The sequence below is a fragment of the Chryseobacterium sp. FW101-FHT12H09 genome, assembly GCF_058790395.1.
Map to the genome: position 1 here is coordinate 1,035,506 of NZ_JBYTCP010000002.1, position 18,075 is coordinate 1,053,580.

At 32.7% G+C, this 18,075-nt stretch carries 15 protein-coding genes and 1 tRNA gene; 8 read left to right on the plus strand and 8 right to left on the minus strand.

The window, feature by feature from the left end:
- The gene (locus AC3WRL_RS10525; RefSeq protein WP_214831280.1) at positions 1 to 453 is read right to left on the minus strand and encodes a hypothetical protein; all 453 of its coding nucleotides are present in this window, start codon (positions 451 to 453) and stop codon (positions 1 to 3) included.
- 109 nt (positions 454 to 562) lie between these two features.
- Between AC3WRL_RS10525 and greA the strand changes: the two genes are divergently transcribed.
- From greA to AC3WRL_RS10560, 7 genes are all read left to right on the plus strand, one after another.
- Positions 563 to 1,033, plus strand: coding sequence for a transcription elongation factor GreA (gene greA / locus AC3WRL_RS10530; RefSeq protein ID WP_214831281.1), 471 nt, complete (start codon positions 563 to 565; stop codon positions 1,031 to 1,033).
- A gap of 21 nt (positions 1,034 to 1,054) precedes the next feature.
- Positions 1,055 to 1,444: an HIT family protein gene (locus AC3WRL_RS10535; protein WP_214831282.1), complete on the plus strand. Its 390-nt coding sequence runs from the start codon at positions 1,055 to 1,057 to the stop codon at positions 1,442 to 1,444.
- 65 nt (positions 1,445 to 1,509) lie between these two features.
- On the plus strand, positions 1,510 to 2,694 hold the full coding sequence (gene clpX, locus AC3WRL_RS10540; protein ID WP_214831283.1) for an ATP-dependent Clp protease ATP-binding subunit ClpX: 1,185 nt from the start codon (positions 1,510 to 1,512) through the stop codon (positions 2,692 to 2,694).
- Positions 2,695 to 2,775: 81 nt separating this feature from the next.
- Positions 2,776 to 4,764 carry a T9SS type A sorting domain-containing protein gene (locus AC3WRL_RS10545; protein WP_214831284.1) on the plus strand — a complete coding sequence of 663 codons (1,989 nt, stop codon included), beginning with the start codon at positions 2,776 to 2,778 and terminating at the stop codon, positions 4,762 to 4,764.
- Positions 4,765 to 4,769: 5 nt separating this feature from the next.
- Positions 4,770 to 5,000: a signal peptidase gene (locus AC3WRL_RS10550; protein WP_214831285.1), complete on the plus strand. Its 231-nt coding sequence runs from the start codon at positions 4,770 to 4,772 to the stop codon at positions 4,998 to 5,000.
- Between the two features lie 61 nt (positions 5,001 to 5,061).
- Positions 5,062 to 6,348 (plus strand): TlpA family protein disulfide reductase, encoded by a 1,287-nt coding sequence (locus tag AC3WRL_RS10555; protein ID WP_214831286.1) that lies wholly within the window; start codon positions 5,062 to 5,064, stop codon positions 6,346 to 6,348.
- 44 nt (positions 6,349 to 6,392) lie between these two features.
- Positions 6,393 to 6,466 (plus strand) — tRNA-Met (locus tag AC3WRL_RS10560).
- A gap of 255 nt (positions 6,467 to 6,721) precedes the next feature.
- On the opposite strand, the gene AC3WRL_RS10565 is transcribed toward AC3WRL_RS10560, so the two are convergent.
- The 5 genes from AC3WRL_RS10565 to AC3WRL_RS10585 all read right to left on the minus strand — a co-directional run bounded on the left by AC3WRL_RS10565 (position 6,722) and on the right by AC3WRL_RS10585 (position 12,385).
- Entirely contained in the window at positions 6,722 to 8,020 is a 1,299-nt protein-coding gene (locus AC3WRL_RS10565; RefSeq protein WP_214831287.1) for an HlyD family secretion protein, read from the minus strand.
- A 71-nt stretch (positions 8,021 to 8,091) separates the two neighbouring features.
- Positions 8,092 to 8,298, minus strand: a complete 207-nt coding sequence (locus AC3WRL_RS10570) for a hypothetical protein (protein WP_261511015.1) — start codon at positions 8,296 to 8,298, stop codon at positions 8,092 to 8,094.
- A gap of 49 nt (positions 8,299 to 8,347) precedes the next feature.
- Entirely contained in the window at positions 8,348 to 10,540 is a 2,193-nt protein-coding gene (locus tag AC3WRL_RS10575; RefSeq protein WP_261511016.1) for a peptidase domain-containing ABC transporter, read from the minus strand.
- A gap of 72 nt (positions 10,541 to 10,612) precedes the next feature.
- Positions 10,613 to 10,783: a hypothetical protein gene (locus tag AC3WRL_RS10580; protein WP_492330242.1), complete on the minus strand. Its 171-nt coding sequence runs from the start codon at positions 10,781 to 10,783 to the stop codon at positions 10,613 to 10,615.
- A gap of 96 nt (positions 10,784 to 10,879) precedes the next feature.
- Complete coding sequence (locus AC3WRL_RS10585; RefSeq protein WP_492330243.1) at positions 10,880 to 12,385, minus strand: vitamin K epoxide reductase family protein; 1,506 nt, start codon at positions 12,383 to 12,385, stop codon at positions 10,880 to 10,882.
- 292 nt (positions 12,386 to 12,677) lie between these two features.
- Here AC3WRL_RS10585 and AC3WRL_RS10590 point away from each other — a divergent pair, with 292 nt between their 5' ends.
- On the plus strand, positions 12,678 to 14,909 hold the full coding sequence (locus tag AC3WRL_RS10590; RefSeq protein WP_492330244.1) for a CocE/NonD family hydrolase: 2,232 nt from the start codon (positions 12,678 to 12,680) through the stop codon (positions 14,907 to 14,909).
- A gap of 319 nt (positions 14,910 to 15,228) precedes the next feature.
- Here the strand turns inward: AC3WRL_RS10590 and AC3WRL_RS10595 are convergent, their stop codons facing one another.
- Both AC3WRL_RS10595 and AC3WRL_RS10600 read right to left on the minus strand, forming a co-directional pair.
- Entirely contained in the window at positions 15,229 to 16,215 is a 987-nt protein-coding gene (locus AC3WRL_RS10595) for a DUF3810 domain-containing protein (RefSeq protein ID WP_492330245.1), read from the minus strand.
- Positions 16,216 to 16,276: 61 nt separating this feature from the next.
- Positions 16,277 to 18,046: an MFS transporter gene (locus tag AC3WRL_RS10600; RefSeq protein WP_261511019.1), complete on the minus strand. Its 1,770-nt coding sequence runs from the start codon at positions 18,044 to 18,046 to the stop codon at positions 16,277 to 16,279.
- Positions 18,047 to 18,075: the final 29 nt, after the last annotated feature.

Sequence of the window (18,075 nt, forward strand, 5' to 3'; positions counted from 1 at the left end):
TTAATAATAAATACTTAAAACTCTTGTTGCAGGATCGTAATTATAAGGATAGGTTTTAGGAGGTAGGGAGGTAACAGATGTTGGATTTCCAGTAAGTAAGATCCAGGTAGCATTATCTTTAGGGCAAACAATGCTTATGTTATTTTTAACCTCAAGAGTGGTGTCATTATCAGGACAAAGATGAGGTGCATTTCTATCAAATACTTTAAATGTATTATTACTTCCACGCACTACAATCAGACCTCTGGTTCCGGATTGTTGTTCGTCTACATAGAGCCAGCCCTGTGGTTGCGTCAAATTAAAATAAGCAGGAAGATTAAGGTTTAAAGTTACGTTAATAGGACTCGTTGGAAAACAACTTACAGTATCTTCTCTACTTCCGCAAGAATTTATAGTTAACGCACTGATTGTCAATAAGGTAAAAAAGGATAAGATTGAAAAAGTTTTTTTCATTTCAATTTAAATTTTTATATATTTGTAAAAATTAAACGATTACAACACGAAAACATTGTCCGACAAATGTCGGATTATTTTTTTATACTAAAACTAAATTTTGAAAATTATGGCAAGCTATGTTACAAAGGAGGGGTTAGATAAAATGAAAGCTGAGCTGGAACAGTTAGAAACTGTAGAAAGACCTAAAATTACTCAGCAGATAGCAGAAGCAAGAGACAAGGGTGACTTGTCTGAAAATGCAGAATATGATGCAGCGAAGGAAGCGCAGGGAATGCTTGAAATGAGAATTTCTAAACTTAAAGATGTTATTTCTGTTTCTAAAATTATAGATGAAAGCCAATTAGATACTTCAAAAGTTTCCATTTTAACGACTGTGAGACTAAAAAATAATGCAACTCAGCAAGAACAGGTATTTACTTTGGTTCCTGATAATGAAAGTGACTTGAAAAGTGGTAGAATTTCTGTGAATACACCTATTGCAAAAGGGTTACTAGGAAAAGTTATAGGTGAAACTGCTGAAATCACTCTTCCAAATGGGAATAAGTTATCTTTTGAAGTATTAGAAATCACTCTGTAATACATCTAATTTCTGATCAATATGAGTACTATATTTACAAAAATCATTAACGGTGACATTCCTTCGTATAAAATTGCAGAGGATGAGAATTTTATAGCATTTTTAGATGCTATGCCATTAGTGAAAGGACATACATTGGTTGTTCCTAAAAAAGAAGTCGATCTTATTTTTGATTTAGAAAGCGAAGAGTATAAAAATCTGTGGGCATTTTCTCAGAAAGTGGCAAAACAGATTAAAATTGCAATTCCATGTATTAGAGTAGGTGTTGCGGTAGTAGGATTAGAAGTTCCTCATGCGCATATTCATCTGATCCCATTAAATAAAGTGGAGGATATGAATTTCAGAAATGAAAGATTAAAATTAACGGACGAAGAGTACATCGAAATTCGAAACTCAATTATTAATTCTTAAAAATTAAGAGATCGTAAAAAAGAAATTTTTTGCGATTTTCTTTAACATATATATTATATAATAGTATGAATTCAAACCAATGTTCTTTCTGTGGCAGAAAAAGAAATGAAGTGCAGATGCTTATTTCTGGTCAGAACGGCTTTATTTGTGAAAATTGTATAGAGCAGGCTCACTCCATTGTTAAAGACAGTGCTACTAAAACTGAATTTTCACCGGCAGAAAACATAGATACCCTGAAAAAGCCAAAAGAAATTAAAGAATTTCTTAATCAATATGTGATCGGACAGGATCAGGCAAAAAAACAGCTTTCGATTGCAGTTTACAATCACTATAAAAGATTACTTCATGCTCAGGAAGAAAATAGAGAAGTTGAGCTTGAAAAATCAAACATAATAATGATTGGTGAAACAGGAACGGGAAAAACATTATTAGCAAAGACAATAGCTCGAGAGCTTAATGTCCCGTTTTGTATAGTAGATGCGACAATTTTGACCGAAGCAGGTTATGTCGGAGAAGATGTGGAAAGTATCTTATCAAGGCTGCTTATGGTGGCAGATTATGATGTTGAAAAAGCGGAAAAAGGAATTGTATTTATCGATGAGATCGATAAAATAGCCAGAAAATCTGATAATCCAAGTATTACAAGAGATGTTTCCGGGGAAGGGGTTCAACAGGGTTTGTTGAAGCTATTAGAAGGAAGTATTGTAAATGTTCCACCTCAGGGAGGTAGAAAACATCCGGATCAGAAATACATCCAGGTAAACACACAAAATATATTATTTATTGCTGGTGGAGCCTTTGATGGTATTAAAGAAATTATTGAAAGGAGAATGAACAAACAGGCGATAGGTTTCAGCTCCGAAAAAATAAACAACGTGGATGAAGATGAATATGTATTAACAAATATTAATGCAATTGATCTACGTTCTTTCGGATTAATTCCCGAACTTTTGGGAAGATTTCCAATCATAACGTATCTTGATAAACTTACCAAAGAAACAATGGTACGCATTATGAAGGAACCGAAAAACTCAATTGTAAACCAGTTTGTAGAGCTCTTTAAAATGGATGGCACGGAATTGGTATTCACTGATGGTGCTATTGAAAAAATTGTAGATGAAACTTTGGACAAAGGATTGGGAGCCAGAGGACTTAGGGGAACAACCGAAAAAGTATTGGAAGACCATATGTTTGCAATAGGTGAAGAGAAAAAAATAATATTAACGGAAGATAATATTATTATTAAATAATCAAAATAATTTTTTTGTTATGAAAAAAATCATACCTTTGCGGGTGAGATTGTATTATAACACACACAAATAATTTATACAATGAGAAAAAGTTTATTTGCTATAGGTCTTTTAGCAATTAGTTATTCTGTTCAGGCGCAGATATTATGTCACGTAGACGCTAATGCTAATATGTATGTAAGTAAGGGCACACTAGTTTATAGTGGTGGAGGTTTACAAATGAAAGGTAATGGTACTATTGAGAACCATGGAAATTTTATGGTTGCTGGTACAGCAACAGACCTTATCAAAACTATTGATGCTTCAAATGCAGACAAAACAGAAACCAATGGTGGTGGTAATTTTATTAACAAGCTTAATGAACCTACTGCTTATGCATCTGTAAATACAAACAGTTCTGCATCTACTCCCGTTTATACTTACGGACAGTTATTCGTTACAGGTATTCCCCAAGCGAATATTACAGGAATTGTCGATCAAGAATTCAGACAGATCCGTCATGGTGATTACCAACAAGTTGGTATGCCTTTCTTTATGAAAACCCCTGCTACTCTTAGTGCTGAATTAGGAAAAACGTTTAATGGAGTGAGAAATTCCAAAAACGGAATACTTCACTGGGATAATACCAGAGCAGAGTGGCATCATTTACCTAACATAAATGGAATCTATAAATTTGCAGATGCTGCTTATGCATATGCTTATTGGATTCTTGGAGGGAATGGACTTGATGTAAGCAGTGTAACACGTACTGTAAAAGGACGTCCACTAAGTGATGTAGATGCTTCACAAGTGAGTGTAACTTTACAAAACGCAGGTACAGTCAATTTTGGAGCAAATGGTTCTAGTTTGAATGATTACAAAGAAAAATACAACACCTACATTCAGGATGGTTTCGAAATAGCTGCAGGTGGAACAGCTTGGACTGGTAATTATGGTAAAAACTGGTATCAGTATGCTAATCCATTCCTTACCAATCTTGACTTATCTAAAATTGCATATAATGAACCGGCAGCAAATGGTGACGGTGTCAATCTTAGCAATATCTATGGGGTAAGACTTGATGTTTCAGGAGTTATAACAAACGCAAATGGTAGTAGCTCCACATCATATAAAGCAATCACATTCAGTGCTGGTGTTCCAACTGGAGATGTTGATTATATGTTGGTAAGACCTTTAGGGGCATTTGCTATTAAGCTTAACAACAATAGTAATACAGATGTTTTAAATTTTTCTAATTTGAGAAGATTTAATTACTATAGTAGAGATGCAAATACAAATTATAATGTTAATGCAAGCAGAAATGCAGCAAGTAGTTCACAAGGAACTGTAAAGCAATTGGGAATTATAGCTCTTGATGCTAATGGTGCTGAAATTGGAAAAACTTATTATGTAGTTTATCCTAATGCAACTACAGGAAATTCTGCAACTGCTAGAACTCAATATACAGCTTCAACAGCTGACGTTGTAGGTACTTTCGAAGAAAGCACCAACGGAGGTTATGACAATAACTACACTGCAAAGTATTGGTTATATATCAATGAGGCTAATGAAAACAATTTTAAAGGGAAAAATGTTATGTTAGCTACTTACAGCAACAAAATAAAATCTTTTAAATTTGAAATTAGAGAAAATGCTGAACTAGTAAGCAATGGTACACACCAATTGTCTTCAGGTGTTGGTTTCTATTATAAAGCTCCAAACGGAGCAGTAACAGAAGCAAAACAAGGAGATGTTATTCCTGCTACTGGAACAGAATATAGTCTATATTATGGGGCACCAAATGAATCTTCTGCTAGAATTGTTGCAGGTGAAGCATCTGTGGTTAAGCCTTCAAGAACTAAAGTAGTTTATAATCCGGATATTACAAACTATATTGTAAGATTTGATCCGGATTGGAAAAAAGCAGATATTGAAGTTTATGATATGAGTGGTAAGCTGGTTATCTCTAAAAAGGCAGTAAATACTTCTACAGATTTTGTAATTGAATTAAATAATTCTATTAAAAATTCTTATGTTGTAAAAATTGTTTCAGATAAGGGAGAAACTGTTAACACTAAAATCTTAAAATAAAATATATGAAAGCTTTGAATAAATTAATATATGGTCTTTTCCTTTTTGCTGTTTTCTTGGTCAATGCACAAGGAAGTTCAGGTCCAGGAGGAGGGCAGCCTCCACAACCAGGTGATGGTGGTGGGAGTGTAGGTCCGGGAGCTGCTCCAATTGATATGTATGTATATGCGTTGTCAATAATAGCAGTCTTACTTATTGTATTTTTCACCAAAAAGTACAAAAACCAGAAAATATAAAAATTTTATTAAAATACTTAAAACTCACTGATTAATCAGTGAGTTTTTTTATTTTTACATTATGAAAAAGATTTTTGTATTATCAGCAGTTTTATCTGCTTTTTCTTTACAGGCTCAATTTACGGTAACTGTTCAGGCACCAGCTGATTTTAAAGATCAAGATGCAATTCTATATACATTAAATGGTTCTAAAGATATTGTTTTTACAAAAGAACAAAGTAAAAATAATGTATGGACTTTCAAATATCCCCAGAACTATGTGGGAATGATGAAAATGTATTTTCCTAATAGTAACAATACATTTAATTTCATTTCTGAGAATAAGAATGTAAGTATCAAACTGGATACTCAAAGCAATAAAATTAAGGATGTCATTTATCAGGATGAATCCAATAGTTTAATGAGCAAACAACAGGAAGGTTCTCAAAAAAAGGAATTAATATTGCCTGCATTAGCTCAGATTAAAGAGTATTATAAAGATAATACTGATTTTGGTAAAGCTTTGAAAACTGAAATCAATCGTTTATCTGGTGAGGGTACTGAAGTGAATCAAACAGACCACCCATTTATTTATTACTATAATACCAATTACGCTAAGTTTTTAGGCAATGATCCTTCTAAAAAAGTGTCACAGGATGATATAATAAACTTTATTGATAAGTCTAATGATATGCTTGAAACTTCATCATTATTGAGACCCGTATTAGTGGCTTATCTTAATTCTGGGGGGAATACTAACGTCGGAGGCTCTGTTGATAAATTGTTAAACCAGTTAAAAGTAGAAACGCCACGGGGCCAAACTGTACTATCTGAATTAATAGACATTTTTGATGTTTATGAGATGGCAGACCTAAAGAAAAAGTATCTTGATCAAGCCCAGAATCTAAAATGTACAATTACAGACAGATTAGCATCAACGCTTAAATCGAATGCTAATGTACAGATAGGTGCTTCTTTTCCTAACTATAAGTTCCAGTCTCCTGTTAATACAACAGCGAAGTCGATCTATGATGTGAAAGCTGATAAGAAGATTGTTGTGTTCTGGTCATCTACTTGCTCTCACTGTGAGACCGAGTTGCCTAAACTTTTAGAAAAGTATAATGATCTTAAAGCGAAAAATATACAAATAATAGGACTTTCATTGGATATTGATAAAGATTCTTATTCTAAGAGAATTGCAGCTTTTCCTTGGATCAATGACTCTGAGTTGAGAGGATGGAATAGTAGTTATAGTGAAACCTATAATATTCATGCAACACCGACTTATTTTATTTTAGATGCTAACAATAAGATAATCAATAAACCAGATCATGTTGCCGATGTTTTGGAGCTTTTTAAGCTAAAATAATTTTGGAGGTATAGAAATATTTTATATATTTGCACCACCAAAAAGGCGAGGTAGCTCAGTTGGTTAGAGCGCAGGATTCATAACCCTGAGGTCACGGGTTCAATTCCCGTCTTCGCTACTAAAAAGGAAAGGTAATCTGATTACTTTTCCTTTTTTTTATTCTCTGTATCCAAGGTTTTTCTGAGTATAAAAAACGAGCCAATTTCAAAAGTTAGAAAATGGAGTATGGATTCCTGTTAATTTGTATTTGAAGTCATATTCCTTGAGCTTTCATAACGAGAAAGGTAATTATAATTATAAATTAAAGTCTATTTGTTTTTGCATAAGAAAGGCCCACAATAATTTGTTGTGGGCCTGTATATTTTAAAGATTATTAACTTTGATATCCAAGTAGTTTTCTGATCTGGTAGAAGAACCTCTCTATAAGTCTTAGATCCTGAGTTACAATATCTGCGTTACCTTTAAGTTCTTTATCAAAAGTAAGTGTTCTGTTATAAGAAGTTTTCAAGCCTTTAGGTAGCACTACATCTACATAGTAATTGCCTTTGTCATCAGTAGAAAGAGAGATATTTTGAACTTTACCTTCTACAATACCATACTCCTGGAAACGGTAATTATCTAATTTGATCAATACTTTTTCCCCTGGAGTAATTTTACCTGAGTTAATAGGAGGAACGTACATTCTTCCTACCAGTTTATCTTTATTTTTAGGAAGTATAGATAAAATAGCATCACCTGTTTTTACGAACTGATTCTCTCCGAAAAACTGCTGAAAGCTAGCAATACCATCTGTTGAGGAAATAACCAGGAAATTCTGCTCCCACTGTTTCAGGGACTTTCTTAATTGTTCAAATAACTGTAAACTCTGTGAAGAATAATTGATTTTATCTTTTTCAGTATTAATGGCAGTTCCGCTTTTTGTTTTATTTAGATTGGAAATGGCTTCTTCCATCTGTGATAAAGAGATGGTTATATTTTCCAGATTTTGCTGAGCCTGAAGATATTTTATTTTTTCACCTTCAAGTTCTACGGATGCAATTACTCCTTGAGTGAAAAGATCCTGAGATCTTTGATAACTTTTCTTTGTAAGCTCATATTTTGCCTGCTCCAGGCTTTTTTGTTGTTTTGTAGTAGCAATTCTTACTCTATACTCAGAAATACTCTGATTGGTTGCCAGGTTCTCGGGTGCGTAAGGTTGAAGCCTTGTAAAAAGATCCTGATCCTGGAATGCTTTAGCAAAATTATTGTAATCACCTTGCAGCTCTCCAAGTTTGAAATGTGAAGTCTCATTGATAGGGAAAGAAGAAAGCTGATTAGGGGCTAAGGAATCTATAATTTTTTTTAATTCCAGGACATCCTTATAATTGGCTGCAGACTGCATAACCATAAGAACATCATTTTTTTTAACCTCCTGGTGATCTTTAATAAAGATTTTTTCGATTTTGGAATTCGTCCTTGCTTCAAGCTTTTCAGGCGGATTTTGTGATGTAACAACAATTGGTGCTGATACAAATTCGGGATACTTTATTATATAGCTCATAATTAAAATGAGGATCAGTATAATAAATATAATGGTATTTCCCCAGCGAATCATCCAATGTGGCGGCCGTGTAAGAATATCCTGAACACTTTCTGAACGAAGTTCTATATTATCTAAAATTTCTTTTTCCATACAAGAATAAACAATTGAAAATAAAAATCCTCAATTTGAGGATTTTGGCTAATCTCTAAATAATTAAATTATTATAAAGGTAGTTTGTAATCACATTTTGGGTCATTACCCATCTCAACACCTGGAATTACTTCTCCTCCCGGACAGTATTGATTGCAAGCATTCCATACCTTGTTGACTCCGATGATACAAAAACAGTTACAAGGATAAGCTGGAATTGGTCCTGCACCTTGAATTTCTTTTAAGTTTTGTCTTTTGATTTTCTTTAAATCTTTCATAATGAATATTTTTTATGATTAGTATAGTGAAGTTAATGAAAAAAATAAATTAACTTCCAAGCTCCAGTTGATTTTTTACAAGTCTGTAATACTCACCTCTTAGCGCCACTAATTCCGCATGATTTCCTTCTTCCACTACTTTTCCTTTATCAAGGACAATGATCTTATCAGCATGTTTCACTGTGGAAAGTCTGTGTGCAATAACAATTGCTGTTTTTCCTTTGAAAAACTGTTCCAGATTTTCCATAATAACTTTTTCATTGTTTGCATCCAAAGCAGAAGTGGCTTCGTCAAAGAAGATGTACTCCGGTGATTTATAGACCGCTCTTGCTATAAAGAGTCTTTGTTTTTGTCCACCACTTACACCAACACCTTCGTTTCCTATTTTAGTATTGTAGCTTAACGGAAGCTCTTCAATAAAATCTTTTATATTCGCAATTTCTACTGCCTTTCGTAGTTTTTGTTTGTCTACATAATCTTCTCCTATGGCGATATTGTTCGCAATAGTATCATTGAATACATATCCTTCCTGCATTACCACACCACAATGATCTCTCCAGAACCTTGGTGAAACATTTTTCAGTTTGGTACTTCCGATTTTAATATCACCTTTATTGGGTTCATAAAACTTCATTAAAAGCTTTAGTAAAGTTGTTTTACCACTTCCACTGGCTCCAACAATAGCAGTGGTTTTTTGATAGGGAATACTTAGACTTAAACTTTCAAAAACATTAACATCAGAACCTATATATCTGAAAGAAAGATCCTCAATTTCTATGTCTTTTTCTGGAAGCTCAGAAACATACTGTTCATCTTTGTTTTCTTCATCATCTTTATCGTGTATTTCCCCTAATCTTTCAAGTGAGATTTTAGCATCCTGAGTTTGTTTAATAAAATCAATAAGCTGTAACAAAGGGCTGTTCAGTTGTCCTATAATGTATTGTACTGAAAGCATCATACCCAAAGTTAGATTTCCATCTAAAACTAATTTAGCGGAAAGGAAACTTACGAGAATGTCCTTCATCTGATTAATAAAATTACCCCCAACAGATTGCCATTGTTCTAATGATAATGATTTAATCCTGATTTTAAACAATTTAACCTGCAAAAATTCCCAGTCCCAACGTTTTTGCTTTTCAGCATTATGCATTTTTATTTCCTGCATTCCGTTGATTAATTCAATTACTTTGCTCTGCTCCTGGGAAACTTGGGAAAATCTTTTATAGTCAAGCTCTTTTCTTTTTGCTAAAAAGAAAGTGATCCATCCGATATATAAAATGGCACCTACTAAATAAACAATAAATAATCTGTAATCATACATTAACAGTACGATACTGAAAATAATTAAATTAACAAGTGAGAATAATGTATTCAGAGAGGAATTGGTAAGAAGTTGTTCAATTCTATGATGATCATTAATTCTCTGCATGATATCACCCGTCATTCTTGTATCAAAGAAACTGATAGGAAGTTTCATAAGCTTGATGAAAAAATCGGAGATAATAGAAATGTTAATCCTTGCCGAAAGATGAAGTAAAATCCAGCTTCGAATGACTTCAATACCCATCCTTCCAAGGAAAAGCATTATCTGAGCCAGTAAGACAAGATAAATGAAATGTAAATCCTGGTTTTGGATTCCGACATCTACAATACTTTGAGTAAGGAAAGGAAATATAAGGGATAGTAAACTTCCTGCTAAAAGTCCTACTGCCAGTTGAATGACCAGTGATTTATATTTTAAGAGATATTTAGAGAGAAAAGAAAAGCTTGCCTTACTTTCTTTATCATCAAATTCCGTCTGAAAGAAAGCAGGAGTAGTTTCTAGGATAAGAACAATTCCCTCTTCTGTTTTTTCAGTGGCATTTTCACCTATCCATAATTTTATAAATTCATCTCTGCTGTAGGTTATTAATCCATAACTGGGATCCGAGATGAAAACCTTATTATTCTTGTCGATCTTGTAAACAACCACAAAGTGATTTTTGTTCCAATGCACGATGCATGGAAAAGGAACTTCTTCAGCAAGTGTATTGAAATCGACCTGGACTCCTAATGAACGGAATCCTAAGTCTTCAGCAGCATCGCTTAGCCCAAGCAAACTACTCCCTTCACGAGTTGTTTCTGAAAGACTGCGTATTTGCTGTAATGATATACTCTTACCATAATGTTTACTAACTATTCTAAGACATGTAGGGCCACAATCTTTGGCATCCGGCTGCCTGTAAAAAGGAAATTTCTTCAAAATTTATAATCATTTAAAAATGTCGTCAAATAGACGACATTCTTTATTAATATTTTTTAATATCGACTTTCATTAAAGCCCACAACTATCATCAATGATTAAGTATCTTGCTGGTAAAATATTATAAATCTCTACAGGACAATAGGTATGACATAGAGCTGCTGTCTTAAGAAGCGAACCTGTTACCAGACCGCTACTTACACTTCTAAAGTTCTGATGTGAAAGTTTTTTTAAATTTTCCATGGCAATAGTTTTGATACCTTTAGCTTTCTGTGGTTTTCAGGGGTACTTTAATTTTTTTCCTAAATTAGTGAATTCTGTTAAATTATTGTAACTATTTTAAATTTCTTCATCTTCAATTAATTCATCAATAAAATAATGAATGTCTTCGCGGTCATATTTATCAGGAAATTGGAATCCGTTAATGATAAAGATTGGAGTAAAGTTTAATCCAGCATCTGCATTTTCTAGTGACATTAAATTAAGGGGGTTAAGATCTTCTAACTGACCGTTTGATCCTGCTATTTCTCTGATTTGCTTTTCATCTTTATTTTCAAACCAGGTTTCAATTGCTTTTAAAAACTCACTTTCATGTTTATTTTTATAAATATTTGTGAAATCTGATAGAAGACCTGTAGATTTTTCATTTGATTTTTCTGAAAAATAATTAAATCGTAGTTGTGCAGAAAGTTCATTAGGGTATTTTTTTAACAAATCTTCCAGGATCTCATGAGCACCCTTACAAAAGCCACAATATGGATTTGAAACAACGGAAATACGAAGTTTAGCATCTTTATTTCCCAATGAAAAAGTTTGGCTGTCAGTAAAATTAATTCTTTCATTTTGAACAAGCTCCCTTTTGAATAGGTCATAATTTCTTTTAAATCTCAAGTTTTTAGCATTTGATTTTTGAAGACTTTCCTTATCTGTAAGAATAGTATTGAAATAAGAAACTGCGAAGAAGATGATTCCCCATAATAATAAGCTTAATATGGCAATGTTTGTATTGAAATAGAAGTTTTCAAAAAAGACTAATGTTATAATGAGCTGTGCTATTAAGATTGAAATGATCAGAAGGCATACACGACAAAATGTTTTTTCGACGAAAGCTTGTATATAGACAGAATAACCTATGGCAATCAGTGAAACGATTGTGAAACCTTTTATTACATAACCTGTAGCGGGTAAGAACAGTCCTAATACAGCAATTCCTATGAAATAGATTAGTGAGAAATCAGAAAATTTCAGCCCTAGAATACTTGTTTTATCTTCATTAATAATTTTATTACATGAATTGATGGTTTGATTTGCAGCGGTATCACCACATATACTTCCTATAACAGCTGAAGTGTTTCCAAATTTCTGATTAAAAATTTCTAAAGAAATATAAACTCCAACTACAGACAATAAATTGAATAGGACCGTGTACCATGAATAATTTATAATAGAGTAAAGAAGAATTGTTCCTAAAATTGCATATATGAAAGGTTTGTAATTAGATATCTTCTGTTCCGCATTCACGGTTTTTTCAAATAGTAAAACGAAATCAGTTGCATTTTTATAAAGCTCTTCTTTATTTAAAGTTTTGGACTTATCAGAATAAATAGAATATTGAGCTCCCGTTTTCTTAACTAAAGAGAAAGAATTGTCGACTATTGCAATGAATTCTTCGGGAAGTTCATCCCAATATTCCTTATCCAATTCGTAAGCATCATTTTTTACGCCCAAAAAGTTAAGAGTATCGCTAAAAGCTAATGCAGATGGGTAGTTAGGGTGTGAATTGAATTGGAAAAGAAACTCCTGTTTGTCTAGTTTCAAGTAGCTAATTAGTTTATCTAAGGTCATGTTAATATTTTTATCTAAAATACAAAGATGTTTTAAAAAAGCAAATGGTTTTTCATTTTTATGGGACTTATTAGGTTTTTTTCACAGTTGATATACAGGGTTGTTTTATAAGTTTCTGATAATTATATACTTATTGCTAATTTACATAAGATTAATCAAGTTTGTATGAAATAATATTACTTTTGTTAATGTCAATCATCTAGGGCTAGATTTTCTTTTTTCTTTGTTAATTTTGGGATAGTATAGAACGTTATTGAGCTTCTAATAAATAATTTTTATAATCTGATTTAAAATGAAAATTAAACTTATAATCACTGTATTATTTTTTATAAATATACTGTCGGCACAAAAAATATACTTTCCTAAAACTGCTGCATCTGATTCGGCAATTTTAGAAAAAAGTATTTCAAATATTGCATCTGGAATTGTGGGGAAATATGAGAGAGCCAAGAAATTGGATTCCATAGAGAAACTATTTAAACTGGAAATTTTAGCCGGGCGTTTTAAAAAATCCATTACTACGATTGAGAAATATAGAATAGCTTTTGCAAACCCTAAAAGCGCGTGTACTAAATTTATTAATTACGAAATATATGCTTCAGCTAAGGATATAGAGAAAAATGAAAAGATGGCTTTTCCAAAAGCCGTTGAGAAGGCTTTTAATATTAAATATGCCACACTTCCTGAAAAATATTCATTTCGAATAGCAGAGGTTTTTAACGAAGATATGCCATTTCAGAAAAATAAATTAAAGAAATCACTGGCTTCATTGAAAACAGACAGTCTAACAAATGCTTTGGGAATAGGGTTGGCTGTAAGCTATTTGGATTATAAGGTTTCTTCCGGGATTCAATCAAAAGTGACTGAATTACTGCTTTTGAAAGATAAAGAAAGGTATAATGTAGAATCATTTGATCTTAAAACACGAACTGGAGGAAATGTAACCTTGATAATTACGCGCAGAAAAGGGAGCGAACAATCTTTGCCTGTTATTCTGACAAATAATATTTATGCTGGAAAATATGATTATGCTTTAGGAAAAAGAGCTGTAGCATATAACTATATTGGCGTTGTAGTAAACACAAGAGGTAAGAGGGATAGTAAGGACGATATAGAGCCATTTGAACATGAATCACAGGATCTTTATGACGTGATCGATTGGATCAGTAAGCAGCCTTGGTGTAATGGCAAGGTTGGAATGATAGGTGGAAGCTACTTAGGGTTTAGCCAGTGGGGAGCTGTGAAGAAACTTCATCCCGCTTTGAAAACAATCGTTCCCCAGGTTTCTGTAGGTATTGGCATAGATTATCCTATGACGAACAATGTATTTATGAGCTATATGCTGCAATGGATATCTTACGTAACAAATAATAACTTAACGGATGAATCTGATTTTAAGAATTTCACTAAATGGGATTCGATAAATAAGTCATGGTATAAAAGCGGAAAATCGTTTAGAACCCTTAACTCTGTAAAAGGGCAAAAAGATAAAATCTTTCAAAGATGGTTAGATCATCCAAGCTATGATGAATTTTGGAAGAATATGGTTCCTTATAAAAACGATTTTTCGAAAATAAATATTCCTATTCTTACGACTACAGGTTTTTATGATGATGACCAGCTTGGTGCTATGTATTACTTTAAGGAGTATTATAAATATAATAAGGATCCAAATCATTATTTAGTGATGGGTCCATATGATCATGGAGGTGCTCAAAGTTATGGGATCAATGAGCTAAGAGGCTATAACCTGGATGCTGTAGCACGAATAAACATAAGTGATTTAGCCTTTTCTTGGTTTGATTATATTTTAAAGGATGGTGTGAAACCAGAATTGTTAAAAGATAAAATAAATGTTCAGATTATGGACACAAATGAGTGGCTCCATGTTCCGGTATTGGAAAAAACACATAACAGTAAACTGAAATTTTATCTCGCAAAAAAGAAAGATGAAAAATTAAGTTTAACGAAAGAAAAGCCAACAAAAGGAGATTTTGTAAAGCAAACTATTGATTTTAAAATGAGAGATGATAAAGATGTGTATTTTAAGGTCAGTAAACAGGATAGTCTGAACATTAATAATTCTCTTGTATACGAAACAGAAATATTAGATAGAGATATTATAATTAGTGGAGCCTTTAATGCACAGTTAAAAGCAGCTATAAATAAAAAAGATATGGATATCACGATCTCTTTATTTCAGGTAAAACCAGACAATAAAATTTTCTTTCTATCGGATTTTCTGGGAAGAGCAAGCTATGCTGAAGATAGAGAAAAGAGAAAGCTCCTGAATCCGGGTAAAGTAGAAACTATTCCTGTTATTAATTCGATGTTTGTCAGTAAAAAGATACCAAAAGGAAGCCGTCTTATAATATTGCTGGGAATTAATAAAACATCTGCATATCAGATTAATTATGGATCGGGAAAAGATGTAAGTGACGAAACCATAGATGATGCTAAAGAGCCGTTGGAAGTAAAGTGGTATACGGATAGCTATGTAGAAATTCCTACCATCGAAAAGTAGAGTTATTTGAAATTGCTAAAAAATAGAAATTAAAAAATATCTTGATTTTATGTGATTTTTTAATTCAAATAAGCTTGTTGATAAATTTTTTATATTTAATTAAAAAAAATACTACAAATACTATAATTTCATAGTAAACTCAAGTAAACTTAAAAAATCATAAAGTTTTCATAAAGTTTTACAAAAGGGCAAAAATGTTTTTGTTTTTATAAATATTATTGTACTTTTACATCGCCTTGAATGAGGGAACAAGTCAAGGTAATAAATTTTTTTTCATCATTTGTGTTTTTAGAATCGTATCGCCTGATACGATTCTTTTTTATTGTTCATAATTCAGCAGTAGATCAATGAAATAGGAGTATGTGACAGAACCTTCCTGTTGATTACTTTGTAGAAAAAGATTGTTGGTAATACCAAAGAAATCATCCAGCCATCCCTGATGTTTTAAAATGAAACTCCTTTCATATAACTGGTCTCTTTTCATTCCTTTAGAATAATGATTTAATACCGATTTTACGAAGTTTGGGTCTTCTTCAATAATGAATCTTAAAAGGCTTTTTAACGTAAAATATTCAGTGCTATATCTTAGTTCCAGGTTTTTGGAATTTACACCTACTAAATAACCTATAAAGTTAGCTTCCTGCTCCCTTGCGAATCCCAATTGATGCGAGCTTTCGTGAGCCAATGTAAAAGGGATAAATGAAGACGGTAACATTGAATTGTATTGAGCTTCTGCCGTAAAAGGGTTGTAATATCCTAAAATCCCACTATAGTTCATTACATTTCTAAATAAGCTGGATTTAAATGAATTAATTTGGGTTCCTTTTTTATCAGAAATATATTTTGGAAGTTTTAGTTGTTGTAAAATAATTTCTTCTTGAATTTTTTTTAAGTCACGGGCTACAAAGATTCCATTTTTATCTTCAGAAACCTGTGTTCGGGTGGTTTTACATTTTTCAAGATATCTAAGAGCTAATTTTTTAGCTTTTATTACATTTGGTTTTTCCTGACTCTTTAATTTCTTTATGATCGGAGTTTGAAAATAGAGCATTCCCCAGGAAACCTGATATGAAAAATAAAAGAGATTAATGATCAATAGGAGTTTTAAGATAGCATTATTCCTTTTTTTCTTTCTAAAGCATTGATAGATCAAGTAAGCGGCGATAATGCCTGATAAGACATAAAAAAGATCACCAAACGAAAAAGGAATCCATGAGAAGATAATCTGATGAAATGCCTTTTGAAATTCAAAAAACTTTTCGAAAATGGAAATAATTATTTTCGATTTTGAAAAAAGAAAAAACAAAAGAAATTGGGCAAGTAATATACCCGCCCAAAATCTTTTTTTCTTATATATTTTTAAATTATTAGTGCGCACCTTCTGATTCTAAAATGTCCACGTTAATTCCTTGCTTAGATAATGTTTTTTTAGCTAAATAAGCAAATAATGTAATATATGCAAAGCACAGTACAGGAATGAAATAAGAACTGTGAATACCGATAATATCAGAAAGCTTTCCTTGTAAAGGAGGAATAATACCACCTCCTAAAATCATCATTACCAAGAACGCTGATCCTTGAGCAGTATATTTGCCTAAGCCTGTAATTGCTAAAGTGAAAATAGATGGCCACATGATACTACATGCTAAACCTCCTGAAAGGAATGCGTAAATGGCAACATTTCCTGTGGTTAATAATCCTATGATCATCGCTGTAACTCCAAATATTCCAAAAATGATCAACGTTAAGGCTGGTTTATTTTTGCTAATTAAGAATAAGATGATCTGAATCACGATACAGATGGCATAGAAATAAAGATGTGACATGTCTTTTTGAGCAATTGTGTTGATGCCTATAATTACAAGGAATGCAATAAAAGGAACAATCACAGTAGCAATTGTTTGTTGTCTCTTGCTCAAATTAAATACAGTAATTGCACCTGTCCATCTTCCAATCATTAAACTTCCCCAATACATAGAGATGTAGGGTGCCAGATCTGAAGATTGATGTCCGCCGAATTCCGGAAGGCTTAATAGTTCACCTAAATTACTTCCTATGGCTACTTCAACACCAACATAGGAAAGGATAGCGATCATTCCTAAAACCAATTGTGGGTACTTCATAGCTCCCCATCCTTCTGGATTTTTTTTCGAATTTGTATTCGCGAATAAAAGAGAAATAACGACTACCAGTAAAGCTCCTCCCAGATACATCATTCTTTTTTTCTCTAAAGGATGTTTTACTGTTTCAAGTTCAACTTTTTTATCTACAATTTGTTGTTTTAAATCTGTGATTTTTACAGCATCTGTTTCTTTTTTTAGACTATTATCTAATGCCGTTATCTGGTTGTTGAATTTTTCAACAATTTTTGCTTCATCTGAATTGTAACTTCCAAATACTGGAATAAAGAGCAGAACTACAAGAATTGTCATTACAATTAAAGTTTTTCTGGCTTTTCCAGCTTTTTCCATAGGTTCAGTAGAGATACCGTCTGGTAATTTCTTTGAAAAATAAAAAATACCTGCAGCAATCAGGAATAGAGCACCAACAGCGGTATATAGTAAAATTACTTTATCAAGAGCAAGATGCTTTATTTGATCATCATCTACGGTGGCTGTTGTTCCAAAAAGAGCGAGCCCGACGATAATTGGTCCGATGGATGTTCCAAAGGAATTAATTCCCCCTGCCAGATTTTGTCTGCTGGCACCTGTTTTAGGGTCTCCCAACAATACAGCAAAAGGATTGGCCGCAGTTTGTTGTATCGAAAAACCTAATGCTACTACAAAAAGACCAACGAGCATTCCATAGTATACGTTACTTTTTACGGCAACAATCATAATGGCTGCACCAATAGCGGAGAGGAGCAGTCCGTAAACGATACTTTTTTTATAACCCCATTTACCAATAATATCAGTTCCTTTTATTGTACTAAATATAAAAAGTAGTAACGCTCCTAGAAAATAGGCCGTATAAAAAGCAAAATCTATTAATTGAGATTGAAATTGATCAAGTGAGAAGTAATTTTTACAAAATGGGATAAAAATACTATTGCCGGCAGCAATAAAACCCCAGAAAAAGAATACAAGTACAAGCGTATAAAGTGCCGGGTAGTTAGTTGGTTGATTTGTTTTAGACATAATTTGTTAAAAATTTCGCAAACAAATAT